Source organism: Pseudomonadota bacterium (assembly GCA_039033415.1).
Taxonomy (GTDB): domain Bacteria; phylum Pseudomonadota; class Gammaproteobacteria; order Xanthomonadales; family SZUA-38; genus JANQOZ01.
This window is the reverse complement of record JBCCCR010000001.1, coordinates 165007-191307: the sequence shown is the minus strand read 5'-3', so window position 1 is coordinate 191307 and position 26301 is coordinate 165007. Positions and strand designations below refer to the sequence as shown.

The window sequence follows — 26301 nt, the reverse complement described above, 5'->3', positions numbered from 1 at the left end:
AATCCTCATTGATTCACTTCGCATTTGGGGCATCGGACCCTGCGAACACAAGATGAGTCACGAAACCCTAACGCCTTGCTGCCCAGCATATTATTGGGCCGAGTGCGGCAGTTTTTGTCATCAAGATGACGTATCGGCGACAGGCTCCCCAGGCTCCGCCAACTGCAGCAACCTCCGGGACAGCCCTCTCGATACGATCTGCCTACCTGGTAACTATTACCGAGACCGGGAAACTCAACCTCACCATGAGTTTCGATTTTCGAGATCCGCGATGACCTGTTTTCCCGTCGCGCTTTGTTGTGCCGCATCACGATTATTAAGGACCGCGTGGATGCAGTTGCGATGGAAGCGACTTCCTGATTCATAGTCGCCCGCGGGTTCCTCACAAACCGCGTCAATCGTCCAGGGCTCGAGTACAAAAAAATGACTCAAAGCATTGACGACATCCTTTCTGCGCTGGTAGTCAGTATTGGAAAGTTCCCGCTCCAGCAGCGTCATGAGTTGCTGCGCCGTCTCTCCAGTTAGCTTGCTGGTCGCTCGGCCGGCGGCATAGCGCACCCATTCGCTCTGATCTGCCAGGCCACGCCAAATCCACTGCACCAGCTCATCACCCTCTCCCAGGTAAATCAGGAGATCGATCCAGTACTCTTTTACTTCGGGTACCTTGGACTTAGACAGATAGGAATCCAGTTCTCGAACGAACGGCATTCCGGCGGGACCGGCCAACGCCAGCACGTTCAGTAGCTGCTCGAACGATTCACCTGGGCTGAACTCCCACTCACGACCCCTTGCCCAGGCAACCAAGGACTCCTGCAACCCCAATTCGGCCAGCAGACTCGCCGCATGATTTGCCAGGGCACCTGTGTTTTCCATTGCAGACCAAAGGTAATCCAGCGTCACGGGCTCGGGTAACGCGGCGTAAACGATGGTGGGTTTTCCAAGTATCAGGCGCTGTTCGAGGGCCAGCGAAAAAGGTTCTGATCCCGAGCACCGACCATTACTCCAAAACCCATCGGGCCGGCCCAATGCAAAGATCAGGTAGGTTTGCCCTACTGAAGCCGAGCTGCGCCATGCGCGAAAAGCACCGGTGGCACCAGGGTCACCCTTCCAGCTATGCAGGGCTCGATAGTGGAAAACCAAGACATCGGCATTAGAGATGGAACTGTCGTCAGCGCAAGGGTCATCGACTCCGACGATTGAGGCCGAAAAAACAGCGTCTGCTTTGACAAACTTCTCCTCTACGGATCGTTTCACGCACATGCTAGCGGCGCCAGGTTCGAGATATCCAAGCAGGACCAACAACACAACTGGAACAGCAAATTTCATTATCGAGATCCATTGAAAGCCGAAGTACAGTTGACGCTCTGCTGATCGGCGCCTTAGTTCTTTCCGCTGACGAGTCTTCCTTGTCGAGCGCTGGTTGGTGCGATTCCCTATTACACGGCGCGCATTCCATTTTGCTTTGCAACCTCCAACGTTTAACCAACCGAAACGGGGTTCGTCCGTAGGCAAGGGGCGATGACGCCCGCTTTTGACCGAGATCAACTGCCATATACACAAATCAGCCAGCAGACGACCCTGAACCGCTAGAAGATGTGAAATGCCTTAATTTCAGGGGCAAACGATCAACCCACGAGTTAGTTGTGGCCTGATCAGGACAGTGCGCCTGTCAACGCCGACTCAACATCGACGAGACTTTTTTTGGGACGGAAGCCACGAAAAACCCGTCTGGTCACGAAACCATCAGGATTCCGTCAATATTTCCGGCGGTCTGCCGGCTAACATTCAGACTGACCAACACAAGGGATTGGACCAGGACTATGAGGATCTTCGCCTGCGGCGCAGCTGCCGCTCTTTCGATGGTTGTTTATTCCGGCAAGGTATACAGCCAAAGCTCACCCGCCGAAGTGCTGGATGCGAGCTGGATCGCGGTTTGCGCCGGAGCGCAGCCCGGCAGCACGTTCTTTGACCGTTGCCAGGAGATCATCAACGCCGGACCGGGGTCGGGCGACCGCCGCTCAGCCGCAGCGGTTGGCAACAACCTTGGGGTTGTCGGCGCACAGGGACGGCGAGCCACGCGTGACGACGAGCGCGTCGACAGCGCCGCAGTGCGGCGCGATTTTGGCGCCTGGTCCCTGCTCGCCAACGCGAGACTCGGCGATCGGGATCGGGACAGCAGCGACTTCGAAAACGGGTTTTCTGAGGACGTGAGGGCTTTTGATTTCGGCCTGGACTACCGGATCAACGACCGCTGGGTGGTCGGCGGGCTGGCGACCTTCGAAAATGCTGACGCGGACTTCGACGGGCAGGCGGGCGAGCTCGACGCCGACAGCTGGTCCCTGACCGCGCTGGTTAGCGGAGCGTTTGAGAACGGCTGGTGGGTCCAGGGGTACCTTGGACATCGCAACATGGAATTCGATTCAACGAGAAATATCGCCTACCGGCTGACGGTGAACGCGGGCGGGCCCGATGAGGCCACCTTCGACGTCGCCGACCTTGCAACGGGGAGCACCGACGGGGACCAGCTTCTGGCCGGGATCAGCTTCGGGCGAACGATCGCCCGCAACGCCTGGACGCTGACCCCGCGGCTTGCGCTGGATTTTGCCGATACCGATATCGACGGCTACGCCGAGCAAAGCGGCAACGGTCTGGCCCAGCGCTTCGCCGATCAGGGGGTTGAGTCGCTGATCCTGGGCGCAGGCGTTCAGGTGGCCCGGGCTGTCAGCACCGACTTTGGCGTGCTGCAGCCATTCGGTCGACTCGGTTGGCAGCGCGAGTTCGACAACGACGCCCGCGAATTGACCTCCACGTTTGTCGGCGACGCCAACGGCACAACCCTGGCTTACGCCACGCAGTCACCGGATCGAAATTTTGGCGACGTCACCATCGGGCTGACCGCGGTGTTTGGCAACGGACGTAGCCTGTTTCTCGCCTATCGGTACCTGCTCGGACACGAGTTCCTGGATGACGGCCAGCTCCAGCTCGGCGGGCGCTTTGAGTTTTGATCCCAGGCGGCAGCGCTAGTCTTCAACTTGCTGACCCGTGGATCTCGTTGGCGACGCGCGCACCGGACTCCAGAGCGCCGTCCATCGAGGTCGAGAGTCGGGAAGTATGTTCGCCCGCAAAGTGGATACGGCCTTCCGCCCTGGAGATTACCGGGAGAAACTCAAAAATCTCCCCGGGAGCGAAGGAGCTGTAGCCACCCTGGCTCCACGGGTCGTTGTTCCAGGCATATGACGTGCCGCCTTCGGCGTAACGCCGGATATCGGGGTGGTACTTTTCCAGCTCGTCGAGGGCAAACTCCACCCGCTCGGCCTCGTCCATCGCCGCCAGCCGAAGGCCGGTGGCCTTGCCCGTATGGGCTTCCACAATGGCACGATCGGTCGGCTTGCCCATCGGCTGAATGAGCACCCGCGGCACCGGCCGATCACCCCAGCCCAAGCCGCTCAAGCCATCACTTTCCCAAAAGCGACGTTTCACCTGAATAAACACCCGCGTGATGCTCGAGTAAGTCAGCGTCCGGATCGCCCGGGCTTTCTCAGCGCTGAGCGCTGGCGCAACGTCGAGGTGGCGCAGCACGGTAAAAGGCAGCGTGCAGACCAGCCGATCAGCCGTGAGCACTTCGTTTTGGCCGCCACGGCGGCAGTGCACCCTGACGCCGTCAGCATCTTGCTCCAGCCGCAGCGCCTCGACACCGTATTCAATCCGATCCGCAAGACGGGACGCGAATGCCTCGGGCAGACGATCGGTGCCGCCAGGAACAACGCCGAAGACGCCGCCGGGCTCCTCCAGCGCATAGGCAGCCCAGTCTCGCAGGTGGGAAAGCGCAGACAGGTTTTCGATACCTTTGCCGAATAGATCAAAGGTCTCGAGCCGCAGTATGGAAATTGCGGCGGGAGAAGCGCCCTGACTCTTGAGGAAATCAGCAAAGGACACATCGTCCAGCGCTTTGATCGATGCCGCAGGCCAGCCCGCCTCATAAGGATTGCCCACCTGACGCAGCGAGGGAGCAACATAGGTGGCAAAGAGGCCCTTTCGCCCGAGCTTCCGCTCTTGGTCGGTCAGCGCAAACGGCCATGGTTCCACGGGATCACCGTCTCGCTCTGGCGTAATCAGACGCTGTCCAGCCACGTGGTAGACCATGCCCGGCTGCCCGCCGCCGCCGGAATTCGGCGGTACAAGATCAATCCCCAGCTCCTGGGTGTACCGCGTGATGTGAGGCCCGCCAGCAAACATCGCGCCGGCCTCCGCGTAGAGCCCGTCCGCAAACGGCTGGCGCAGCGTTCTAACGCGGCCGCCGGGTCGGCTTGTGGCCTCGATCACGGTCACGTTGTGGCCGGCACGCGTGAGCTCATGCGCTGCGGCCAGGCCGGCGAGACCGGCGCCGACCACAAGCACCCGCTTTGAATGCGCCCCAGGACTTGCGGGCGCTAAAGCCGACTGGGCGTAACCGGGCGGCACCAATAATCCGGGCAGTGCCGCCGCAACACCTGCCGCTACACCGAGACGCAGCAAGCCTCGACGAGTCAACGCTACCTGATCTTTCGACTTCATCCGCTCCACCTCAGGTCTATTTGGCTGATACCTTATCTAATGCCACCGCCGACAAAAGCGAACAACGCCGAGAGCAGGCTTTTCCTCTCCGCGGGAATCAGGGTCGTCGTCACTAGGAAACGTTATGTTATAACGTCGATCTGGGCTGACCGGCGCTGCAAGCCCTGCGTGAAGGGAGTCTTATGGAAGCCATGCTGAAAGCCAGCCGATTGTCCAAACACTTCGGCTCAACCGTCGCACTGCATGAATTGGACCTTGAAGTCGCTCGTGGCGAGGTATTATGTCTGCTTGGCGCCAACGGCGCCGGTAAAACGACCACCATCAACCTGTTTCTCGGATTTCTGGAACCGACGGCTGGCGAGGCAACCGTCAACGGCCTATCGGTCTCATCCGCGCCGCTCGAAACCAAAGCCCACCTTGCTTATATCCCCGAACAGGTTGCGCTTTACCCGCAGCTGAGCGGGCTGGAGAACCTGGAGTTTTTCGACCGCTTTGCCGGCGGGAAACGTTCACGCGATGAACTGATTGCCCACCTGGAAGAGGCCGGGCTCCCCGCGGAGGATGCTCAACGACGAACGTCAACCTACTCCAAGGGCATGCGACAAAAGGTAGGGGTAGCGATCGCTCTCGCCAAAAACGCACAGGCGCTGCTGCTCGACGAGCCGCTCTCAGGCCTGGACCCGGCCGCAGCCAATAATTTTTGCTCGCTGCTCGCGAGCATGCGAGACGAGGGCCGAGCCGTACTGATGGCAACCCACGACATCTTCCGCGCGAAGGACGTGGGATCACGGATCGGCATCATGAAAGCCGGCCGTTTGGTCGACCTGCTGGAAGCCAGCAGCCTGTCAGCAACCGAGATCGAGCAGGTCTATCTGGCGCACATGCACGACGAGGCGGGGGCCCCGTCATGATCGGCGTGATGATTTCCAAGGAGATTCGGACCCTCGCTCGCAACCGAATGCTGATTACATTCACCCTGCTGACCACCGCACTGATGTTTGTAGCGGCCCTGATGGGGAACGCGCGCGTTGAGGCCTTTGACCGCGAGCGCGTCGAAGCGGCCACCGCGGATAGCGAAGTCTGGCTCGCGCAGGGGGAACGTAACCCCCACGCGGCGGCGCACTTCTCCCGTTATGCGTTCAAGCCGATTCCGTCGCTGGCGCTGTTTGACCCTGGCAGCCTCGATTTTGCTGGTATCGCTCTGTGGATGGAGGCCCACAAACAGAATCCGGCGGTGTACCGGCGTGCCGAGGATCGTAGCGATCTCCAGCAGTTCGCCGATCTCAACCCGGCCTGGATACTGCAGATCTTTGGCCCGCTCATCATCTTCTGCGCCATGTTCGCGGTCGTGGCGGGCGAGCGCGAAGACGGCACCCTGCGCCAGCTGTTGAGCATCGGCGCGTCTTCAACGTCCGTCATCATGGGCAAAGTTATTGCCGGAATGGTGGGGCTGCTGCTGATCTTCACTCCCGGTTTGTTGCTGTCGTTGGCACCCGTTTCCCAGGCGACCCACCTGGTGCCCATCCCAGATCAGGCGTTCCGGGTCGGGGGCATCACCTTGGCGTATCTAGCGACCCTGGCGGTCTACGTCCTGGTAGCGTTGGCTGTGTCCTCGTTGTGCCAGTCACGACGGTCAGCATTTCTGACGCTGCTCGTCATTTGGGGAGCCGCCGTGATCGCGATCCCGCGCATTGCCGGGGACGTCGCTTCAACGCTCCACCCTCAGCCGGAAGCGAGAGAGATTCGCCGTGATCTTGCGGCGGCAGCCGGGGCATACGGTCGAGACGCCGCTCTGAAGGAGCGTGAGCTGGCCGAGCTGCTCAGTTCTTATGATGTCAGCAGCCAGGCAGAGCTGCCCGTGAGCTACTCGGCCTTTTCTCTCCAGCGAAGCGAAGAGGTGGCTCATCCGTTTTTCGAGGAAATTTATGATGGCCTGGCGGCCAGTCATTCAAGCCAGGATAGCGTGCTTGGGTGGTTCTCAGCGGTATCGCCAACCATGGCGCTGAACAGACTCTCTGCAGGGTTAGCGGGCGTCGACCGTTACCATCATCAGCATTTTGTCTGGGCCGCTGAGCAGCATCGGCGGAAGATTGTTAAGCAGATGAACGAGGACATGCTCCTGCACGCCGGCAACCAGGGTGGAAGGTACGTTTCGAGTCCAGACTTTTGGGCAACGATCGAAGACTTTCCCTACACCCTGCCCAAAGTGTCAGAGTTTAGGGAGGCGTACGCTGTTCCGATCCTTACTTTGGGCGCTCAGCTGCTGTTCGCCCTCGGGTTTGCGGCCTGGGCGATGCGCCGTTCGCAGACGCTGGAGCGGACGCGATGATCGGGATGTTGCTCAAGCATGAACTTCGAACCCTGTTTTTGCGACCGGTTGGCATCATCGCCCTGGCAACGCTGACGCTGGCCGCCGCTTACGCGCTGTGGGCCGGCGGGCGGCATCTGCAGACCGGCGTAGCGCAGGCCACGGCTTACCAGGAATCGGTCGACGACAGTCGCGCAAAGTGGCTCGCGACTCTCCAGCAAATTGAGAACGGCGAGACCACACCCTCACCCTACGACGCCCGCCCCATCAATCTGCGTTTACCCGCTGCGCTGGCGCCGGCACCGCTGGGAGACTTTGCTCGGGGCGCATTTGAGCTACATCCAACAACGGCAACCATCGGTGCCTGGTCGAACACCGTTAACCTGTTTCCACACTATCAGTTCGACAACCCGGGGCTGGTTCAACTCGGTAACTTCGACTTTGCTTTTGTCGCGGTGGTGCTTTTGCCGCTGCTGATGATTGCACTGACCTTCGACGCAGCCGCTGCCGACCGCGATAGCGGGCGCCTTCGAATTCTTGCCGCCCAGCCGATCCGCCCGGGTCGCCTGGTGTTTTCAAGGTTGCTGCTGCGAGCGGCGATTCTTTGGGCCTGCCTGACGTTGGTGGCTCTGGTTTTTCTTTTCGTCAACGCCGGTTCCGTTTCCTTTGGCGAGCGGTTAGGACGTTTTGGCGTGTTTACGCTGGGCCTCAGCATCTACCTGCTTTTCTGGCTCGCGCTGATCAGTCTGTGTGTTGCTTTCATCAAACGATCCGAAGCGGTGATCGCTTGCTTAATCACGGCTTGGGCGGTGCTGACCCTGGGCATTCCGGGGGTGGTGTCGACGACCGCGGAACGGCTCTACCCGCAGCCATCCCGACTGGCTTACCTCTCCGAGATGCGAGAGGCTCAGGGTGACGCTGCTCGCGAGACGGCGCAGCTGACCGCGGGCTTTCTTGTTGATCATCCCGAGCTGACGGTCAGCGATGAAGCCGTCCCTGACTACTATCGAGGCACGTTCCTTCAGAATGTTGAGGTAGAACGACGAACCTCACCGATACTCGCAGCGTTTGTTGACGCTCGCTCCCGGCGCGATCGCCTGATTCAGCTGACCCAATTTGCGTCCCCGGCGATGATCGCTGCAAAGATTCTCAACGCAGCCGCAGGTGCCGATACGGACCGTCAGCATGCGTATCAAACTCAGGCGAGGGAGGCACTGCAGGCGCTGGCCGAACAGGTCGGGCCAGCGATTGTGGCAAAACAACGCATGTCGGTTGCCGACGCAAAAGCGATCCCAGACTTTGCGTTCCGAGACGACTCTGCGGGGACCATTCTGACGAGCAGCTTGCTCCCCGGAGCGTACCTCGCGCTGCTGGCTTTGGTGGGGCTCATCGTCGCGCGCCGGCGTTTTGAGGCGCCCATGGAAGTTATTCTCTAACGATTCATCTGCCGGGTTTCGCGATGGGGACGGCACCTCGACCGGCTCCTGGTCAGTCCTTCAACGCCCCCAGTCGTGAAGGTCCTTTTCGAACTTTCGCCGGCAAACCGTGCGGTCTACTGGTATATTGTCCCTACGAGTCAGTATGGATATAGGGAAATACCTATGAATCGTGTCACCTTTCTTTTGCTGTGCTTTCTTTCCACCCAAGCCGTCGCCCAGACCGCCACCATCAGCGGCACGGTCACCGAGGTAGGTACGGGCAACCCTGTCCCCAACGTGACGGTTGCCATCGCCGACACCACGCTCTACACGGGGCCGGGGCTGGACTTCGCTTTTACCGACAGCGCAGGCAACTACACGCTGACGGTGACCGTTGACCCTTCTGGGTTTGCGACGCCGCGCGAAGACACGACCCCCGCCGTCGTGGTTAACGAAATTCTGCTCGAAATCGTTTCTGAAACCCACGAACCGGCGCGCGCCGGCGACACCACGGGCTTGGTCGATTGCTTCCTGTTCTGTGAGCTCGATGACAGCAATGACCCGGAGTTTGTCGGGGCCATTCCCGTCACCGCCGGAGCAACCATCACCCAGAACTTTAGTGTGGCCCCGGGGGCGTCCTTCGGTGGCAACGTCACCGCCTCAGCCGGGGGCCCACTCGCTGACGTTCCTGTGCAGATCTTTACCGATGAGCCGTTTGAACGCCTCCGCGCGCTCGGCACCACCTTCACGGACGGCGCCGGAAACTACACGTTCGATTACGCCTTGAAGGCGGGAACCTATTTCGCCGGCGCGGGTGTCGACCAGTTCATCACCGAGCCGCTGCCCTACGGCAACTTCGTCTCGCAGGCCTACAGCGGATTCACCTGCGAATACCTGAGCTGCGTGATTACTGCCACAACCCCTATCACCGTCAGCACTGGCGTGCCGGTTACCGCCATTGATTTTGTGATGGAGCCCGGAGCGCTGATGACGGGGCAGATCCTGGATGCCGCCACCGGCCTACCCATATCGGACCCGGAATTTACCTTCATTCGGATCTGGACCCCGGACGATGGTTTGCAGCTGGCGACCTTTGCCGTATTCAGCGACGCCTTCGGACCCACCTTTGACTCCAGCTACCGCATCGAAGGACTGTCGGGCAGCTATATCCTGGAAATTGATCCCCAGCCGTCCACCACGACCGACCTGCTTCGTATTTTGAACGACACGTCCCGCTGCCCCTTTGCCGGCTGCGATCGTGGAGAAGGTGTACCGGTCACGCTGCTGCCTGGATCGCCTGTGGTTCAGAACTTTTCGCTGAATCGGGGAGGCAAGATCACAGGCCAGGTGACCGATGCGGCAACCGGCGCCGCCATCAATGGCAATAACGCCATTGCCATCGCAATTCTGACGACATCCGGCGAAGTCGCTGGTGGTGGGGTGATCGACGCAGCGGGCACGATCTCAACGGCTGACGGCGTTGAGCCCGGCAACTACATTGTGACGACCGGACTGCCGTTCCGATCGCAGAGTATTACCGGCCAGGGAGCCGCCAGCTTCCTGGGCGGCAACTTCGCTGATCAGGCGTTCAGCGGGATCGACTGCGCTGGGCTGGCCTGCGATTTAGGTCTCGCCACCCCGGTGACCCTGACCGCAGGGGCGGTCACCCCCAACATCGACTTTGCGCTGAACCAGGGATTCACGCTTTCCGGCACCGTCACGGACGCGACGAGCGGTACGCCCCTGCGGAACCGAAACGTCGAAATTTTCACGCCCGCCGGTCAGCGGGTGGCGCTGGAAAACACCGACAGTAACGGTACCTATACCACCGGCGGCCTGCCCGATGGTGATTACCGGGTCGTGGTCAAAGACGGTGGCCGTGTGACGTTAGGTGCATTCGGCTTCAACGGGCTTGGCTTTTTCGGCCAGGTTTTTGGCAACCCAAGCAACTGTATGCAGGATTTCTGTGACCCATCCAGTGGCAGCAACGTCACGATCGCCGGTGCTGACGTGTCGGGTATCGACTTCGCACTGAATCCTGGCCCAACCATCTCCGGCCAGATTATCGATACCGCCACCGGACTGCCCGTGCGACTGACAGTGGATGTGTTCGACGCATCAGGAAACAGCGTTGGCGCCTGGTCGACGGTCTCTAGCGGCAGGGGCCAATACGTGACCAGCGCCCTGTTCGCGGGCAGCTATACGCTCGTTCCACGGCTGACGCGGTCATTCAGCATCAGCGGCCCCACCAGCGTGCCGAAAAACAGCCGTGTCGTGAAAGGTGGCGGAACTGACGGATCGCTCACCGTGCAGATCACTGACACCGACGTTGAGGGCGTTCAGCTTGAAGTTGTTCAGTCGCTGATCTTCGCCGGTGGTTTCGAATCCCGGTGAAGCACGAGACAACGCGATCCGTAGTGTTGCCTCGACGTTGATCAACGCCGCGCGGCGGTGAGTAGGCCAGCGCGGCTCTCCCTGAAACCTTGCCAGGCAGAGCCGCTCTACTGACCTCGAACAACGCGCCGCCCGCAGCGCTTAGCGAATAGCGTCAGCCTTTGGGCTGACGTCTTGCGCCGCCAGCGGCAGACCCTTGAGTTCGAGTACCTCCGCGCGGTTGTTCACAATACAATCGACTCGTGCAATCACCTCATGGCTTGTAGCGCTGCGGGCGTTCATTTCAAACGACTCTCTCGGACGCAGGCGATCCCGTTCGTTGATGAAACCGCGACCCTGACCCATGGCGTAGTTGCTGGAAACCGGCCGGGTTTCTGCAAGCTGTTCAACCAGCGCGTCGGCACAGGCTTTCATGCCATCTTTGACCTGAGCGGCCTGCGCACCTGCTGCTGACAGAGCCAGGGCACATCCCATTGCTGCATGCTTCAATTTGCTCATCACTTGTCTCCCGTTGACTAGATGCTCGAATCACCGGTGCAAGGTTAGGCAGGACAGGGAGCCCCAACAAACGCGTTTTTTAGGGGTCAGGGAGCAAAAAAATTCATGCGTCTTCGTTAAAGCTATTCCTGATCCAGTCGACCAGACCAACTATTTCCAGGCGCTCCGGGTCACCGGGGCGATAGGCGAGGTAGAAGTGCTCACCTGTCGGCCACTCATCGGCGAAAGCCCGGCCCAGCGCGTTGGACTCGAACCACCGGCGGCTTAGAGGCCAGGACACAATGGCGAATCCCAGTCCCTGGACCGTCGCCTGGACCACCGAGGACATGGAGTCGAAGCGCAGGATCTTGCCCGCTTTGGGCGTATCCACGCCGCGGGCCGCCGCCCAGTTGCTCCAAGCGCTAGGCCGATTTTCGTGAATGATCAGCACCTGTCCGTCAAGGCTGCGCTCGGTCGAGCGATCAAATTTCTTCAGCAGCTTCGGCGCGGCGGCCACCACCAGCCGGCGCTCGAACAAGGGGTACGTCACCAGATCTGTCCATTCGCCGTTGCCGAGCAGAACGGACAGATCCACATCCGCCGGATGTTCTTTCATCAGGCTCGGCTGGGTGCTGACCCGGATATCGGTGTCGGGCATGATGGACTGGAACTCAGCCATCTTCGGCAGAAGAATTTCGCTGGCGAAAAACGGAGGCACACACAGCCGAATCATGCGGCGACCGTATTCTGCCCACAATTGGTGCGTTTCTGTTTCAAGTCGGGCAAACATGCCGTCCAGGTAACGGAAATATTGCTGGCCCGCTGGGGTCAATTCCATCGACCGGGTTTTTCGGTAGAACAGTTCGAGCCCCAGAAAGGCTTCCAAGTTTTTCACCTGGTGACTGACCGCCGAAGCCGTGAGATACAACTCGTCGGCAGCTTTCTTAAAGCTCAGGTGTTTGCCCGCCATTTGAAACGCTCGCAGGGAGCGCAACGCAGGCAGTCGGCTAGTGTTGCTCATGATTCGTTTCCCGCTTTTTTCCGAAGAGTTGCGAACTGCAAGTTGTACGCCAATCACGGCGCAGCGTAACGCAAGCGGCTGCGCTCATGGCGAGCTGACCTCGGCGACCCCGGTAGGGCTTGGGTAGAATGTAAGAGCCAAACGGCCAACCACTCGGCAAGACGCGAGGCCGTCTCATCTCCTGGTAGCAAAGAAAAGCTGGCGGCATTGGATTTTGGATACCTGTCATCACCTCGGCCAACGCATTCACGTGTTCGGCAACAGCTGTTCGGGCAAAAGTACGCTGGCGGCCTCGCTTGCCACTGCGCTCGACTATCCGCTGGTTGAGCTGGACGCCATCAACTGGCAGCCGAACTGGGTTGGACTGAACGCCACCGACCCAGCGGAATTCGAGCGACGGATTGCGGATGCCACCAACAGTGATCGCTGGGTCGTGGCCGGGTCATACAGTCGGTTTTCTCAAAACGTCTTCTGGCCGCGGCTTGAGACGCTGGTGTGGCTGGATCTGCCCAGGGGACAGCTGGTGGCAAGAATGCTGCGTCGATCCTGGCGTCGCTGGCGGACTAAAGAGCTGCTGTGGGGGACCAATAGAGAAGACTTCTGGACCCAGCTCAAGTTCTGGCGCGGCGAGGAATCGCTGCTGTGGTGGATCGTCACTCAGCATGAAAGAAAGCGACGGCAGACGTTAGCCTGGCAGGAGGAGAAGCGCTGGCGGCACATCCGTTTCATACGACTCGCATCAGCTCGCGCTGTTGACGATTTCGCAGCGTCCTTGCCGAAGGCCTGACGTGACAAAGCACCGTATGGCGATGGTCGGACAATCAATCCCCAGTCACTTCCTGGCTTCAGACAGGCAGGCTTGCCGCCGCTGCTGGATTTGCGCACGTTGAAACCTGCAGCCAGCCCTCGGGCCCGAATTCGTCCGTGGGTTCAGGCGGCCCGACCGATCGCGCACCCCATGATCTTCGTGCCTCTCTTTCTAGGGCAGGCGTTTGCCTTCCGCACGCACGGGGCGCTGAGTTTGACGTTTTTTCTCTACGCGCTACTGTTCGGTGTGGTCTATCAGGTTTACCTCTTGTATCTAAACGACTACGCCGACGAAGCCGTCGACAGGACCAACGATCAGTACTTTCTTTCGGGCGGTTCGCGAGTGCTTCCGGAGGGCAAGCTTGAGCCCCAGGATCTGCTGATCGGCGCCCGGTTGGCGCTCCTTTGTCTCCTTGGTTTAGCGGGTTGGCTGGGGATCTATCTCGATCGGCCCTGGTTCCCGCTAGGCGCGGCGCTGGCGGTTACGCTCTGCTGGGCCTACAACTCGAAGCCGCTGAGGCTGTCCTATCGCGGGCACGGCGAGATGCTGCAGGGTTTGGGATGTGGCGTCTTGCTGCCGCTGGTCGGCTTCTATCTTCAATACGGGTCGCTCCAAGGGTTTCCGTGGCCCGCCCTGGTGCCGCTGTTCCTGCTCTTTCATGCTGGCAACATCGTCACGGCGCTGCCGGACTATCCGTCGGACAAAGCGGGTGACAAGAGAACGCTTCCAGTCCGGCGAGGTGAACCTCACGCACGAAAGGCTGTGCTCATGCTGCTGACGCTGGCGTATCTGTGTACCGTCGTGGCAAAGCTGGACCTGACGCCGACGGATCTTTTGATCATCGTTATGCCCGCGGCGCTGTTGCTGGCGGGCGTTATGCTGTCAGGAAACGTCAAGCGGGCGGACGCTTCCAATTTCGCTAGCTGCAAGCGTTTTATGATTTCGGTTTCCGCCAGTCAGGTCTGGTTTCTGTGCGCCTGGATCGGCGTGTTGCTGCTGAGCGGGTCGCCATGAAGATTGCGGTTGTCGGCAGCGGCATCGCCGGGCTGAGCGCCGCCTGGCTCCTGGGTCGGGCGCATGACGTCACCCTCTTTGAAAAGCACGATCATCTGGGGATGGACGCCCGGTCGCTCGACGTTGTGGATGAATCCAATCGTGCCCGCATCGACGTCCCGCTGCGCGTGTTTTTTTCTGGGTTCTATCCCAATCTGACCGCACTCTATCAGCAGCTTGGCATTCAGTCTGAGGCCATCAACTATGCAGCCTCTTTCGGCGCCCTCAACGAAAATTCCTACTTTCGCTACAGCAATTATCGACTGGGTCGCCGCTCAGTACCGTTTCTAAAAGGCGCGGGATCTTTCAAACCTAAAGCCCTGCGAATCGGCTGGGAGATCTTGCGACTTTCTCGGAAGGCGCCGAAGTCGCTGGCGGACGGCATCCCCGATGAGATGACGCTCGAGGACTATCTGGCAGAAAATGACTATTCCAAGGATTTTGCGGAAGGGTTTCTCTACCCGGCCTATGCCGCGATCTGCACCTGCAGCCACGACAGCGTCAAAGCTTATCCGGCCCGCGTGATTCTCGAGTACATCAACAGCGGTCTGCTGCTGTCAGCGGTCCGGCGCGTGACCGATGGAACCCAAGAAGTGGTCAAACGCCTGTCCTCCCCGGCGAAGCAGGTTCATCTTCGTTCTCAGGTTGTCGGTATTACCCGAACAGGTGACGGTGTTTCGATCAGAACTCCCGACGATACAGAGACGTTTGATCACGTTGTCGTTGCGGCGCAAGCCAATCAGGCGGTGCAGCTTCTCGAGGATCCATCGACAGACGAGCAAGACGTGCTGGACTGCTTTACCTATGAACCGAGTCGGGTCATCGTTCACACCGATCCCCGGCTGGCGCCGCCGGGCGGTGAGTCGCGCTGGGCCCCGGTGAATTTTCTGCTGGCGCAAGACGATGCGGCTCCCATGGCGACCATCTGGATGAACGCGATTCAGGAGATGCCCGGGCCACGTCCGATTTTTCAAACCTGGAATCCGGTGATCGAACCGGAGCCATCGCGGGTCCTTGGCCAAGCGGAGTTTGAAAGACCGATCGTGAACGCAACTTCGCTCAGGGGGCTCAAGCGCCTGGCGACGCTCCATCAACAGCCCGATCGGCGCATCTGGTTTTGTGGTTCCTACGCGTCACACGGCATCCCGTTGCTCGAAAGTGCCGTCAAATCGGCGATGGCCGTCGCTGAAAACCTGGGCGTAGCCTGTCCCTGGCATCAGCCTACGATCCACTCACGCCCGCCAGCTCCCGCTCGCGATGGAAGCGGTATGGCCAGCGACCGGGCAACCCGCTCGGCCCATACCACGCAGTAACTGGCGGGCTGATTGGCGACCCGGCAGGGCGTTACCTGCGCCTCTCGACGCGTGGAAAGAACTTGTAGGGTCCGGACCACTGGACAAGCCGCCCGTCGATCTCGAGCTGATGGTCGGTGTCAGCTGAGGCATCCGCATTTGCGATGATCAGCATGCTGGAGGGACCATCCGTCTTCCGGATGGTCACGACGGTATACGCTTCATTGTTGATGGTAACCGCAAGATCCTCGACATCGCTGGTTGCGTTCAGCGCAAGCTCAGACACGGGGCTGTAGCTGCCGTGGCTCTCCACTAGCGACGCAAAAACCGTCTCGCCGGCTTCGTCACGTCGCACCATAAAGCCGGGATCGCGACGCAAATTGAAGCTCGGGTCGTTGGCACCAATCCGGGTGAACAGCAACGTGTCGTTCGGCAGCGTCGCCGTCGTCAGCGTGTAGAAACGACCATGGTTCAACCAGGTCATCTGGCTACTGCCCGACGAGGGCTCACCCTGACCCTCGAGATACAGGTGTTGGTAGCCATGGTTGGCGCCCAGCGGTTCGAGCGTAGACGGGGTCGAAAAAGCAAAGTTGGTACTGATGACCTGCCCTGCAAAGTAGAAAGGCAGGTCGTAACGGTTGCTGGCGCTGGCGGTCAGTCGAAAGACATCCAGCAGGTATGGCCGATCGAGAGTCTCGTCGCCAATAAGCGCCACCGTGCGGTGCATTTTCATTCCCGGATAGGCGTTCTCATCCGTCGCGCTGACAATCTGTATGCCGGGATCGGAAGCGTCATAAAAATGCAGCACCGAATGGTGTTGGCTGCCGATTTCGTAGGCCCCGCCAAAATGGGATGTTTCGTTCTGAATCACCGTGTTGTGGGCGATGGTCTGCTTCGCCCAGGAAGCGTTCTCCGGCAGGTAGTTGCCCCCACCCTTCTGACCAATATTGACGAAGCGGACCAAGCCGTAGTCCTGCAGAACCTCAGTACCCCGTTCGTAGAGCGAATAAGAGAGCTTGTCGTAGTGCCCGTGGCTGAGCCCCTGCGCGGAATACTTGAAGACCAGCGTCAGATCCTCATCACCCTGACGGAGGACCGCAACACCCCCTTGACGACCTTCGGGTCCATCAGACAGGTTCACTGATAACTTCTGAAAAGGCTCAGCTTTGCCGTCTCTCACCGCCATAGCCACGGCGATGCCGGTGTCATCCAGCAAGACTCGCCCCTGCTGACCAGCGAGGCTCAATAGCTGAGGATTCCTCCCACCGAGGTGGTAAGCGATATTCACCGCGGTCACCAGCTCGCGGGCATCGTAGGACATACCTTTCTGCCCATCGTTGAGCGGAAAGAACTCCCCGTCTGCATCCGCGAGCGTGAGCAGCGCATCGACCGCATTGAGCAGCACACCGTCTTTGTGCTTAAGGATCGCCACCTCTGGCTTGAGGTTATTCAGCCCCTGGGCAAACACCAGAAACGGATACATGGCATAGCGCTGATAGTACGGGCCCTCGGTGTAGTAGCCATCGGGCGAAAATGGGGCGTCGACATTGGCGAGAAACCCCGCCTTTTGCCCCTCAACGCGGATAAAGCCGCCGTCGTTATCCCGGGCTGAGCTATCCGGGGCGTCGTCGTTGACGCCGTAAAGGGCACGCTCAATCAGCTCCTGATCGTCCATCACCAGACCGATCATGCCAACCGCAGCATTGCCCCAGGTACTGTGGTTGTGAACCCGATTGAAAAACTGAGGATTTTCGATCGACAGGAAGTCAGCAAAGGGTCGGAACAGGTTGTCCTCGAGCCGTGTTCGTTCCGCCTCAGACAGGAAGTCGTAAATCGTGTCGTAAGCCTGGCTCATATACACAAGCCAGTTGCTGTCATTCAGGCATTGCCAGAACAGTCGACCTCGGGCATACGAACGTTCCTGCGGATGCAGCGGCAACGTTTTGTACAGACTTTCGTACTGCAACAACATGTCGCGGACGTATATCGCGTATTTGGCGTCCTGAAGGATCTGGTAGAGGACGCCCGCCTTTTGAGCGGTAAAGAAGTTTTGTTTGTGACGCTGATGCGTGTAGCCACCGGAAAAGTCTTTGGGGATCGGCGTCTCGATGCCCGCTGCGATTTCCCGATCGACCTCACGCTTGACCGCCGCCAGCGAGGCATCAAACAGCGGTACGCTGCCGAGCTGCGAGCGGATGATTCGGACGCCATCCTCAGTCAGCAGCAAACCTGGCCGATCTGACGAGACACACAGGAGCGGGAACAAAAGGCCCGCCACAACCAGCCAAATCCGTAGGCGGCTGCGTCGAGCCGTACCGGGCTCTTTCGATTTCATCTGAACGCTTAGCGCTGCACGCGGCCCGAAGCGTCACCGCCCATCAGGTTCTCAACCTCGGCCTTTGAAACGCGGTTGAAGTCGCCTGAAATCGAATGCTTTAGGCAGCTCGCGGCAACGGCGAATTCGAGCGCCTGCTGACGATCGCTGTGAAGCTTGAGCCCGGCGATCAGTCCCGAGGCAAAGCTGTCTCCACCGCCAACTCGGTCGATAATGTCTGTGATTTCGTAGTGCCGTGAGAGCTTAAAACCGTCGCTGTCTCGCAAGCATGCTGACCAGCCGTTGGTGTCTGCACTGCGGCTTTCCCGCAGCGTAATGGCGATGATCGACATATCGGGATAGGTGTCGAGCACCTTTTGCGACAGGGCCTCGTACTTCGCGCTGTCGAGTTCTCCCGTATGCACATCGACATCGGCAGAAATCCCCAGCGATTTCTGGCAGTCCTCCTCGTTGGCGATACCGACGTCGACATAGCGAACCAGTTCCCGCATCACCTCCGGCGCCGTCTTGCCATATTTCCAAAGCTTGCCGCGAAAGTTGAAATCGCACGAGACGGTTACCCCGGCATCCTTGGCGGCCTGACAGGCCTCCAGCGACAAATCCGCGGCCGATTGGGAAAGCGCGGGCGTAATGCCCGTGATGTGAAACCACTCAGCGCCGGCAAAAATCTTCGACCACTCAAAATCGCCAGGACCACATTCAGCAATCGACGAGCGGGACCGGTCGTAGATGACCTTGCTCGGGCGCTGGTTAGCGCCGCCTTCGAGGAAGTAGATTCCCATGCGGTCGCCGCTACGCCGAATAGCGCCGACGTCGACACCAAATCCTCGCACCTCTCGCATGCATGCTTCAGCAATATCGTTATCCGGGAGTGCGGTGACAAAGCCGGCGTCCAGGCCGTAGTTAGCCAGCGCCACCGCCACGTTCGACTCGCCCCCGCCGAACGTGGCCTCGAGGGTGGGCGACTGAAAGAATCGCTCGTGGCCCGGAGCTTTGAGCCGCAGCATGATTTCGCCAAAGGTCAAAAATTTTCCCATCAGGATGTCCTCTCTGCGTCGCGCGCGAGCTCTAACGCCTGCGCTGCGAGTGTGGTTACCGCGTCGAAATCCCCCGCCGCGATCGCGTCGGCAGGCGTCAGCCAACTGCCGCCGCAGGCGATCACCGCGGGCACTCGAAGAAACTCAGCCAGATTGGCCGGGCTGACGCCCCCGGTTGGCATGAAGCGAAGCTGGCGAAAGACGCTTGCCAAAGCCTTCAGCGCGGGCACACCGCCCGCGATCGATGCCGGAAAAAATTTGACCGTATCCAGCCCGAGGTTGGTCGCTCGCTGCGCCTCGGTTGGCGTCATGATGCCGGGAAAAACCGGCACACCAAGGCGCTGAGCCGTTTCCACCACGCCGTCATCCAGACCTGGGGATACGAGAAACTGCGCTCCGTTATCCAAGGCTGCCTGTGCCTGTTCGCGATTGAGCACGGTCCCGGCGCCTGCAACCATTTCGGGGACATGATCGGCTACCGCTTTGAGGCACTCGAGCGCCCGATCGGTCCGGAACACCACTTCTGCAACCCTTAAACCGCCGACGGCCAGGGCGCGGGCGACCTCAACGGCGACCTCAGGATCATCTGCCTGTACCAGCGGCACGACCGGGCTTTGGCTAAGCAGTTCGTGAATCGTCATGTCTTCTCTCTTGTAAAATTGATCATCCGGTGTCGCCGAGAACAGCTACGAGAAAGGCGCCACGCGGAGTGGGTCAACGCTGCGTGCCGCCCTGTCGTCAGTTCAGGAGCCCGGGCAGCCACATCGACAGTGACGGCACGTAGATGACCGCAACCAGCGCCAGGACCAGCGCGCCGTAAAAGGGCCACATGGTCTTAACCGTTTGCTCGATTGGAATTTTGCCAATCGCGCAGCCAACAAACAGGACCGCGCCTACCGGCGGGGTCACCAGCCCAATCCCCAGGTTGAGCAGCAACATGATGCCGAACTGAACCGGATCCATGCCCAGTTCCGTCGCCATCGGCAGAAAAATGGGGGTGGTGATGATGATCAGCGGCGCCATGTCCATAAACGTGCCCAGGACCAGCAGCACAATATTGATGAGCAGCAGCAGCAAGATCGGATTTTCGGTGATGCCTCGCAGCAAATCGGCAAGCTGGGTTGGCGCCTGCAGCAGCGCCAGCAGCCAGCCAAAGGCGCCAGCAGCGCCGATGACAATCATGACCATGGCCGTGGTTCGCACCGATGCCGTGGTGGCGGCAACAAACCGCTCCCAGGTCAGCGAGCGATACACAAACAGCGCAACCGCGATGGTGTAAACCACTGCAATCCCCGCCGACTCGGTCGGCGTGAAGATGCCGGACAGAACCCCGACAACAATAATTGCGGCGGCCATCAGTCCGGGAATCGCTGCCGCAAATGCCAGCAAGAAGGCCCGCCAGCCGGGGAATGCTCCACGCGGATAGTCGCGCTTAACCGCAACCAGGTAGGCGGCAACCATCAGGAGTAATCCGGTCAAAACGCCTGGGATGATCCCGGCCAGGAACAGGTCGGCCAGCGAGATGCTCTCACCGGCCGCCGCGGCGTAGATGATCATGTTGTGTGACGGCGGGATCAGCAGGCCCGTGATCGCAGAGGTGGCGGAAACGTTCACCACATAGTCCGCGTCATAACCCTTTTCTTTCATCATCGGCCCCAGTGTTGAACCGATGGCTGAGACGCTGGCAATGGCCGAACCGGAAACCGCGCCGAACATCATGGAGGCACCGACATCAACCTGACCGAGTCCCCCACGGGTGCGTCCCAGCGCCGCGTCCGCAACCCGGATCAACCGCTCCGCGATACCCGCCCGGTGCATCAGGTCACCGGCGAACACAAAAAAGGGAATGGCCATGAGCGCGAAGATATTCATGCTGGCGGCCATACGTTGGAAACCCACGATCAGCGGAATGTCCAGCAGGTAGAAGGTCGCCAGGGAGGCCGCGCCGAGCGCAAAGGCTACCGGCACGCCGAGCAGCAGCAACACCAGCAGAACGCCGAGCAGCACCATCAGTTCCATCGCTTTTTCACCTCGGTCTGGCGCCATTCGGCGGCTAGCTGCTCAGCGGCAAATGCGGTGATTAGGAAGCCGGAAATAGAGATCGGGAGATAGGCAAACCCCCGGGAAATGCCTAAGGTTGGGATGACGTGCTGCCAGGTTTCCTGGGCAAGCTGAATACCAAAGAAGGCCATTGCCGCGCCGAACACCATGACAACCAGGTGGGCCAGCAACAGCACCGGGTGACGTAGCCGCGCCGGGAGATTTTCAGCGAATACCGCGATACGGATATGAAAACCCTCGCGGACGCCTGCCGCTGCCGCGATAAAGACATACCAAATCATCAGCAGCAGCGCCGCCTGCTCAGCCCAAGCCGGGCTGTCGTTGAGCACATAGCGCGAAAATACCTGCAGCGCGATGATGGCGGTCATGATCAAAAGACCGATTGCCGCAAACCATTTGGCAAAAACGCTGATCGACCCGCTCGCGCTGGTCAAAACGCTACGCACTTTGGACACCCCGCGTCTCGTCCAACCCGACAATCTCTTCAACCAGCGCTCGCATCTCGGGGCTGACGACAAACCGGTCCCAGACGGGCAGCATTTTTTCGGCAAACGCCGAGTGGTCGACGTTTTCAACAACCTCAACGCCGCGGTCGATGACCCGTTGCCTGGAAACGCCAACCCTCGCGTCCCACAGCTCGCGCATGATCGGCACGGAATCGGACGCCGCGGCCTGCAGGTAGTCCTGCTCCTCGGGCGTCATTCGATCCCAGCTGCGTCGTGAAGCCACCAATACTTCCGGAGCCATAACGTGCCGAGTCAGGCTGTAGTGTCCCGCGGCCTCGAAATGACGGGAGCTCTCATAAGATGGGTAGTTGTTCTCAGCACCATCGACCACACCCTGCACCAGCGACTGGTAAACCTCGCCGTAGGGAATCGGCGTGGGGTTAGCGCCGAGGGCCTGCATCATCGCCACGTAAATGTCTGAGTTTTGAACCCGAATTTTCATGCCGGCGATGTCGTCGGGCGTATAGATCGGGCGCTTGTTGTTGTAAAAGGACCTGGCGCCAGAATCGTAGTAGCACATGCCTCGGAGTCCGTAAGGCATCATAGCGTGGAGAATTTTTCGCCCGACTTCTCCATCGAACGCAGCTCGGGAATGCGCGATTGAGCGGAAAAGAAAGGGCAATGCCAACACGATCGTTTCCGGAACTATCGAATTGATGGGGGCCAGGTTGACCCGAGTTAAATCGAGCCCGCCAAAAACCGCGATTTCCAGGGTGTCCTTTTCGGCGCCCATCTGGCCGCCGGGGTAAACGCGAACTCGCATTTCACCGTTGGTCCGCTCGTTGAGCAGCCGGTCGATCGCATGGATTCCCTGAGTGGTTGGATAATCGTCGGGCTGTGAGTCCGCGGCAAAAAGCGGCCGTGCGCTCTTGCGATCACCGCAGCCGGCCAGCAGCAGCGGAGCAAGTAAGAGTTCACGGCGCCGAATCATCGGCCGAGCCAGCCGCCGTCCACCGGCAGCAACGTACCGTGGACATAGTCCGACGCCTGGGACGCAAGAAACACGGCCGCGCCACCCAGGTCAGCCGGATCGCCCCACCGACCGGCCGGAATTCGCTCAAGAATCTGCCGATTGCGCTCATTGTCGGCGCGCAGCGCGGTGGTGTTATTGGTTGCAAAATAGCCGGGCACGATCGCGTTAACGTTGATGCCTCGGGCAGCCCATTCATTGGCCAAAAGACGGGTCAGACCGGCCAGACCACTTTTGCTGGCGGTGTAAGACGCAACCCGGATGCCGCCCTGGAATGACAGCAGAGATGCCACGTTGATGATCTTGCCGCCCCGATTGCCAGCGACCAATGACTTTGCCACCGCCTGAGCGAGGAAAAAGGGCACCTTAAGATTCGTCGACAGGACGTCATCCCAGTCCAGCTCCGAAAAATCGAGCGCCTCCTCCCGGCGGATGATCCCCGCGTTGTTGACCAGAATATCGATCGGTCCCAACGCGCTTTCGGCGTCGCTCACCACCGAAGCGACAACCTCGGATCGGCTGAGATCCGCCATCACGACCGCCGATTGGCCGCCAGCCTGGCGAATCAGCGATTCCGTTTCCTTGGGTTCGGATCGACCGACCAGGGCGACGCCGGCGCCCGCGTTAGCCAACGCCACCGCCATGGCCTGCCCGAGGCCGGTATTGGCGCCGGTGACCAGCGCGACCTTTCCATCAAGACTGAACTGTGGGCTGTGCGCCGCCATGCTACTTCAGCTGAGAAATATCGAGGGCGTTCATGTCGGTATAGTCGAGGTTCTCTCCGCCCATTGCCCAGATGAAAGAATAGTTGGCGTTGCCGCAACCCATGTGGATGGACCAGGGTGGTGAGATAACGGCCTCCGAGTCACGGACAACGATATGGCGCAGGGAGTCCGGCTCGCCCATAAAATGGAATACCCGCTCGTCATCACCCAGCTCAAAGTAAAAATAGAACTCGGACCGTCGATCGTGCAGGTGGGGTGGCATCGTGTTCCACACGCTGCCTGGGTTGAGGATAGTCAGCCCCAACAGCAGCTGAGCAGATTGGCATGTCTCCGGCACAATATATTGGTAGATGGTCCGATCATTGGATGTCTCCAGCCCGCCCAGCTTGAGCGGCACCGCATCATCAATGGATATCTTGACCAGTTCAAAACGCGCGTGAGCGGGTGTGGAAGCGAGGTAGTAACGCGCCGGATTGTCACTGCTGTCGCTTTCGAAGACGACCGTCTCGCACCCCATGGGAACGTAAAGGCCGTCCCTCGGCTTCATTGAGAAAGATTCACCGTCCACCGTAATGCTGCCGCTGCCGCCGCCGACGTTGACGACGCCGAGTTCGCGCCGCTCCAAAAAGGGAGCACCACTGACCGGTTCGCTCTGCGCTGGCAGGGCGACGGATTGAGACACCGGCGAAGCACCACCGATCACCATCCGTTCAATCTGCGAGTAGTTGAGCTTGATTTGATCGGTCTCGAACATACCCGTAACCAGGTAGCGCTCACGCAGATCGTCATTGCTGACATTCTTCATCATGTCCGGGTGACTGGCCTGATAGGTTTTTGCGTACATTAATGAGCTCTCTTGGTGATTGGCTTATGGATCGCCGCCGACGGGCGTGGCTGTGTTTTCACAGGCTCTCTGGCTCCGACCGGTGCCGAAAGTCTGCGGGGATTCGGGTTGAATCTCGTTCGATCAGTCGTGGGGTTGTCTGATTTCGGCCGCCGGCACTGGGACTTTCATCATCAAATTCAAACAGTCGTTCTGCCGCGAGCATGCCGATTTCTCTCGCGGGGGTTCGAACCGTCGTCAGGCGGGGCCAGACGCGGGTGGCCGTTTCAAAGTCGTCAAATCCGACGACTGACAGTGAGTCCGGGGGCGTTTGTCCGGCAACGTGCAAGGCCTGCATCACGCCGGCCGCCATCTCGTCGTTGGAGGCAAACACCGCGGTAGGTGCAGGATCGAGATCCAAAATGGCTGACCCCAAGGCAAGACCGGATTCGAACGTGTAATCCCCTTGAAGAATGAATTCGGGTGGTACGGAGATGCCAAACTCCGCAAGGCCTTCCTCGAAGCCGGCGCGACGTTCATGCGCTGACCGAAAGCTCCTTCGTCCGGCAATGATCGCAATTCGCTTGTGACCTTGTTTTGCCAGATGGCGTGCCGCCTCCCTCGAGCCGACCCGGTCATTGGTGACAATCATCCGACGCTCCATATCCAGCGCGACCGAAGCGATTCGGATGTAGGCACAGCCAAGCTCGCGGATCACCTCAGCGAGGCGCTCATCCTCAGACACGGACGGCGTCAGGATCACACCAAAAAGTTTCTGCACCTCGATGAACCGGCGGGCATCCTCAATGAACGTGTCACTCTTTCGATCACACGGATGCACCACCAGCTCAAATCCGGTATTTCTCAGGACATCGAGGATGCCAAGCTGGATATTGACGACGTACTGCGGTGTCGGGTTGTCGTAAATCATCCCGACCAGATAAGACCGACGCGTGGCCAGGCCGCGTGCTTGAGGGTCGGGCTGATACCCGATGTCCCGGATCAAACCCTGGATGCCTTTGCGCGTCGCGTCGTTGACCAGCGGAGAATTGTTGATGACTCGCGAGACCGTTTTCTTTGATACGCGTGCCAGCTCCGCGACGTCTTTGATGGTCGGCTTCCTGCCGTCTTTGTTGTTTTCTGCCCATTCGCGGGCGGCAGCTTTGAAATCGACTGCAGCTTTTCGACTAGTACGCGCCACTGATCGCTCTCTTTACGTCTGACCCGAGGGCCACGCTACGACCTTGGCTGCACGGGATCAAACTTCACGTCGAAACTGCCGAAGACGCCGAAGTCCAAACGAGCACTGGAATCGGTGGTGACGTCGTGAATCCCGGTTACCGCGCCACAGGAAACGTAGGTGCCCTGTGCTAACGTCAGCCCCCGGGTGGCGCACAATTCAACCAGAAACCGCAAGGCTTGCAGCGGGCCACCGTCAATGACACCAGCATCAGCGGCACCGACCGTGGCATCATCAACGATCGTCTTAGCAGTCAACTCGTCGAGGTGACGTTGGCTCCAGTCGGCGATGCTTGGACCCACCAGCAGACCGGCATTGTTGCCGAAATCGCAGACCACACAGCACGGACCGAGGCGATTAACATCAGCCATGGGGCTGCTCGCGATCTCAGCGGCGATATGCAGACCGGCAATCCGATCCAGGAGGTCCTGGTCAGAATAGACCGCCCCCGAGGGCTCGATGATGTCAGCCAGCTGGAGGACAAATTCAGCCTCAACGGCGGCAAACCCGCCGCGATAGATCGACATCGATCGGGTCTCCTCGGGCTCAATCGCGAACACCGTCGGCTCGAAGATCGGTCCGGCGAGGCGGGTGGCTCCGAGCTTTGCGCGGAGCTCCTCGGCCACCATGCCCACCTTCCAGCCGGCCACTCGGTCCGGCCATCGTGCGATGGAGGCGTCCTGAACAGCGTAGGCATCATCTAGCGTTGCTGGAAGCTCACCCGGAAACTCGGCAAGCGGACTGGCGCCAAGCCTTGCAGACACCAACGCCTTAGAGATTTGATCAAGCTTGGGCGCCAGGTAGGTCTGCGTATTCGAATTATTTTTGGGCAATGGCATCCTGGCATTCCGTTTTCGGACGCTCAGCGTCCCGAGATTTTTTGTAAAGCCGACCGGGAAGCGACGGTTGGGACTGTTGTGAAGATCAGCTTACCTAAAATGACACCGGTGTCAATAAGCAACATCGCGACAGTCTGTTTTACCTCCTCAGCCCACGGTCCGGAGTGCGCTCTCGACGACGCGGACCTGAGCAAGTAGTCGCTCGAATTCACATAACCTATTATTTTTAAAACCATAGATGGCGAATTCTTATCGAAGCTGTCGTTACGCGATTCGATGCTACAACCCATGAAACCAGCTCGGCCGCGTTCCATCGACCATATTGTCTTTATAGACAATTGACTCAAGGTCAAAAGCAGGCTCGATGCAAGCTGCTGGGGGTGACACCGGAGACGATCTACGATGGAAGCAAGGCCAAAAAAAGCCCCGACCAGCGCCGG

General features: G+C 59.6%; 22 protein-coding genes. 8 read left to right on the top strand and 14 right to left on the bottom strand.

Translation table 11 applies throughout. The annotated features are described in order from the left end of the window. Positions 1 to 240 precede the first annotated feature (240 nt). Positions 241 to 1326 (bottom strand): hypothetical protein, encoded by a 1086-nt coding sequence (locus AAF358_00770; protein ID MEM7704050.1) that lies wholly within the window; start codon positions 1324 to 1326, stop codon positions 241 to 243. A 494-nt stretch (positions 1327 to 1820) separates the two neighbouring features. Between AAF358_00770 and AAF358_00765 the strand changes: the two genes are divergently transcribed. After that, positions 1821 to 3005 (top strand): autotransporter outer membrane beta-barrel domain-containing protein, encoded by a 1185-nt coding sequence (locus tag AAF358_00765; GenBank protein MEM7704049.1) that lies wholly within the window; start codon positions 1821 to 1823, stop codon positions 3003 to 3005. A gap of 22 nt (positions 3006 to 3027) precedes the next feature. On the opposite strand, the gene AAF358_00760 is transcribed toward AAF358_00765, so the two are convergent. Further along, the gene (locus AAF358_00760; GenBank protein ID MEM7704048.1) at positions 3028 to 4554 is read right to left on the bottom strand and encodes an NAD(P)/FAD-dependent oxidoreductase; all 1527 of its coding nucleotides are present in this window, start codon (positions 4552 to 4554) and stop codon (positions 3028 to 3030) included. 182 nt (positions 4555 to 4736) lie between these two features. Between AAF358_00760 and AAF358_00755 the strand changes: the two genes are divergently transcribed. From AAF358_00755 to AAF358_00740, 4 genes are all read left to right on the top strand, one after another. Beyond that, a complete protein-coding gene (locus AAF358_00755) occupies positions 4737 to 5465 on the top strand; it encodes an ABC transporter ATP-binding protein (GenBank protein ID MEM7704047.1) in 729 nt (242 codons plus the stop codon). Further along, positions 5462 to 6883: an ABC transporter permease subunit gene (locus tag AAF358_00750; GenBank protein MEM7704046.1), complete on the top strand. Its 1422-nt coding sequence runs from the start codon at positions 5462 to 5464 to the stop codon at positions 6881 to 6883. The genes AAF358_00755 and AAF358_00750 overlap by 4 nt, the downstream gene beginning before the upstream one ends. After that, a complete protein-coding gene (locus AAF358_00745; protein MEM7704045.1) occupies positions 6880 to 8298 on the top strand; it encodes a DUF3526 domain-containing protein in 1419 nt (472 codons plus the stop codon). The genes AAF358_00750 and AAF358_00745 overlap by 4 nt, the downstream gene beginning before the upstream one ends. Before the next feature lie 165 nt (positions 8299 to 8463). Next, complete coding sequence (locus AAF358_00740; GenBank protein MEM7704044.1) at positions 8464 to 10674, top strand: carboxypeptidase regulatory-like domain-containing protein; 2211 nt, start codon at positions 8464 to 8466, stop codon at positions 10672 to 10674. Between the two features lie 141 nt (positions 10675 to 10815). Here the strand turns inward: AAF358_00740 and AAF358_00735 are convergent, their stop codons facing one another. Both AAF358_00735 and AAF358_00730 read right to left on the bottom strand, forming a co-directional pair. After that, on the bottom strand, positions 10816 to 11172 hold the full coding sequence (locus tag AAF358_00735; GenBank protein MEM7704043.1) for a hypothetical protein: 357 nt from the start codon (positions 11170 to 11172) through the stop codon (positions 10816 to 10818). A 103-nt stretch (positions 11173 to 11275) separates the two neighbouring features. Beyond that, the gene (locus tag AAF358_00730; GenBank protein ID MEM7704042.1) at positions 11276 to 12172 is read right to left on the bottom strand and encodes a LysR substrate-binding domain-containing protein; all 897 of its coding nucleotides are present in this window, start codon (positions 12170 to 12172) and stop codon (positions 11276 to 11278) included. Between the two features lie 214 nt (positions 12173 to 12386). Here AAF358_00730 and AAF358_00725 point away from each other — a divergent pair, with 214 nt between their 5' ends. The 3 genes from AAF358_00725 to AAF358_00715 all read left to right on the top strand — a co-directional run bounded on the left by AAF358_00725 (position 12387) and on the right by AAF358_00715 (position 15346). After that, complete coding sequence (locus AAF358_00725) at positions 12387 to 12959, top strand: adenylate kinase (protein ID MEM7704041.1); 573 nt, start codon at positions 12387 to 12389, stop codon at positions 12957 to 12959. Between the two features lie 99 nt (positions 12960 to 13058). Beyond that, on the top strand, positions 13059 to 13994 hold the full coding sequence (locus tag AAF358_00720; protein ID MEM7704040.1) for a prenyltransferase: 936 nt from the start codon (positions 13059 to 13061) through the stop codon (positions 13992 to 13994). Continuing rightward, positions 13991 to 15346: an FAD-dependent oxidoreductase gene (locus AAF358_00715; GenBank protein ID MEM7704039.1), complete on the top strand. Its 1356-nt coding sequence runs from the start codon at positions 13991 to 13993 to the stop codon at positions 15344 to 15346. Before AAF358_00720 ends, AAF358_00715 begins: the two co-directional genes overlap by 4 nt. Positions 15347 to 15377: 31 nt before the next feature. Here the strand turns inward: AAF358_00715 and AAF358_00710 are convergent, their stop codons facing one another. The 10 genes from AAF358_00710 to AAF358_00665 all read right to left on the bottom strand — a co-directional run bounded on the left by AAF358_00710 (position 15378) and on the right by AAF358_00665 (position 25861). Beyond that, entirely contained in the window at positions 15378 to 17660 is a 2283-nt protein-coding gene (locus AAF358_00710; GenBank protein ID MEM7704038.1) for a heparinase II/III family protein, read from the bottom strand. Positions 17661 to 17668: 8 nt separating this feature from the next. Then, complete coding sequence (locus AAF358_00705; GenBank protein ID MEM7704037.1) at positions 17669 to 18697, bottom strand: sugar kinase; 1029 nt, start codon at positions 18695 to 18697, stop codon at positions 17669 to 17671. Beyond that, on the bottom strand, positions 18697 to 19338 hold the full coding sequence (eda, locus tag AAF358_00700) for a bifunctional 4-hydroxy-2-oxoglutarate aldolase/2-dehydro-3-deoxy-phosphogluconate aldolase (protein ID MEM7704036.1): 642 nt from the start codon (positions 19336 to 19338) through the stop codon (positions 18697 to 18699). The genes AAF358_00705 and eda overlap by 1 nt, the downstream gene beginning before the upstream one ends. A gap of 97 nt (positions 19339 to 19435) precedes the next feature. Then, positions 19436 to 20716 carry a TRAP transporter large permease gene (locus tag AAF358_00695; protein ID MEM7704035.1) on the bottom strand — a complete coding sequence of 427 codons (1281 nt, stop codon included), beginning with the start codon at positions 20714 to 20716 and terminating at the stop codon, positions 19436 to 19438. Beyond that, entirely contained in the window at positions 20707 to 21204 is a 498-nt protein-coding gene (locus AAF358_00690) for a TRAP transporter small permease (protein ID MEM7704034.1), read from the bottom strand. Before AAF358_00690 ends, AAF358_00695 begins: the two co-directional genes overlap by 10 nt. After that, positions 21197 to 22195: a TRAP transporter substrate-binding protein gene (locus tag AAF358_00685; GenBank protein ID MEM7704033.1), complete on the bottom strand. Its 999-nt coding sequence runs from the start codon at positions 22193 to 22195 to the stop codon at positions 21197 to 21199. The genes AAF358_00690 and AAF358_00685 overlap by 8 nt, the downstream gene beginning before the upstream one ends. Further along, positions 22192 to 22959 carry a 2-dehydro-3-deoxy-D-gluconate 5-dehydrogenase KduD gene (gene kduD / locus AAF358_00680; protein MEM7704032.1) on the bottom strand — a complete coding sequence of 256 codons (768 nt, stop codon included), beginning with the start codon at positions 22957 to 22959 and terminating at the stop codon, positions 22192 to 22194. The genes AAF358_00685 and kduD overlap by 4 nt, the downstream gene beginning before the upstream one ends. 1 nt (position 22960) lies before the next feature. Beyond that, positions 22961 to 23803, bottom strand: coding sequence for a 5-dehydro-4-deoxy-D-glucuronate isomerase (kduI, locus tag AAF358_00675; protein MEM7704031.1), 843 nt, complete (start codon positions 23801 to 23803; stop codon positions 22961 to 22963). Positions 23804 to 23861: 58 nt separating this feature from the next. Next, the gene (locus AAF358_00670) at positions 23862 to 24893 is read right to left on the bottom strand and encodes a LacI family DNA-binding transcriptional regulator (GenBank protein ID MEM7704030.1); all 1032 of its coding nucleotides are present in this window, start codon (positions 24891 to 24893) and stop codon (positions 23862 to 23864) included. A 125-nt stretch (positions 24894 to 25018) separates the two neighbouring features. Beyond that, positions 25019 to 25861, bottom strand: coding sequence for a 2-keto-4-pentenoate hydratase (locus AAF358_00665; GenBank protein ID MEM7704029.1), 843 nt, complete (start codon positions 25859 to 25861; stop codon positions 25019 to 25021). Between the last annotated feature and the right edge of the window lie 440 nt (positions 25862 to 26301).

Excerpts from the sequence above, each read along its gene's own strand:
- AAF358_00705 (MEM7704037.1), bottom strand. The coding sequence starts at position 18,697 with ATGGGAAAATTTTTGACCTTTGGCGAAATCATGCTGCGGCTCAAAGCT.
- eda (MEM7704036.1), bottom strand. The coding sequence starts at position 19,338 with ATGACGATTCACGAACTGCTTAGCCAAAGCCCGGTCGTGCCGCTGGTA.
- kduD (MEM7704032.1), bottom strand. The coding sequence starts at position 22,959 with ATGGCGGCGCACAGCCCACAGTTCAGTCTTGATGGAAAGGTCGCGCTG.
- AAF358_00760 (MEM7704048.1), bottom strand. The coding sequence starts at position 4,554 with ATGAAGTCGAAAGATCAGGTAGCGTTGACTCGTCGAGGCTTGCTGCGT.
- AAF358_00735 (MEM7704043.1), bottom strand. The coding sequence starts at position 11,172 with ATGAGCAAATTGAAGCATGCAGCAATGGGATGTGCCCTGGCTCTGTCA.
- AAF358_00730 (MEM7704042.1), bottom strand. The coding sequence starts at position 12,172 with ATGAGCAACACTAGCCGACTGCCTGCGTTGCGCTCCCTGCGAGCGTTT.
- AAF358_00715 (MEM7704039.1), top strand. The coding sequence starts at position 13,991 with ATGAAGATTGCGGTTGTCGGCAGCGGCATCGCCGGGCTGAGCGCCGCC.
- AAF358_00770 (MEM7704050.1), bottom strand. The coding sequence starts at position 1,326 with ATGAAATTTGCTGTTCCAGTTGTGTTGTTGGTCCTGCTTGGATATCTC.
- AAF358_00740 (MEM7704044.1), top strand. The coding sequence starts at position 8,464 with ATGAATCGTGTCACCTTTCTTTTGCTGTGCTTTCTTTCCACCCAAGCC.
- AAF358_00745 (MEM7704045.1), top strand. The coding sequence starts at position 6,880 with ATGATCGGGATGTTGCTCAAGCATGAACTTCGAACCCTGTTTTTGCGA.
- AAF358_00695 (MEM7704035.1), bottom strand. The coding sequence starts at position 20,716 with ATGGAACTGATGGTGCTGCTCGGCGTTCTGCTGGTGTTGCTGCTGCTC.
- AAF358_00665 (MEM7704029.1), bottom strand. The coding sequence starts at position 25,861 with ATGCCATTGCCCAAAAATAATTCGAATACGCAGACCTACCTGGCGCCC.
- AAF358_00750 (MEM7704046.1), top strand. The coding sequence starts at position 5,462 with ATGATCGGCGTGATGATTTCCAAGGAGATTCGGACCCTCGCTCGCAAC.
- AAF358_00765 (MEM7704049.1), top strand. The coding sequence starts at position 1,821 with ATGAGGATCTTCGCCTGCGGCGCAGCTGCCGCTCTTTCGATGGTTGTT.
- AAF358_00710 (MEM7704038.1), bottom strand. The coding sequence starts at position 17,660 with ATGAAATCGAAAGAGCCCGGTACGGCTCGACGCAGCCGCCTACGGATT.
- AAF358_00755 (MEM7704047.1), top strand. The coding sequence starts at position 4,737 with ATGGAAGCCATGCTGAAAGCCAGCCGATTGTCCAAACACTTCGGCTCA.
- AAF358_00685 (MEM7704033.1), bottom strand. The coding sequence starts at position 22,195 with ATGATTCGGCGCCGTGAACTCTTACTTGCTCCGCTGCTGCTGGCCGGC.
- kduI (MEM7704031.1), bottom strand. The coding sequence starts at position 23,803 with ATGTACGCAAAAACCTATCAGGCCAGTCACCCGGACATGATGAAGAAT.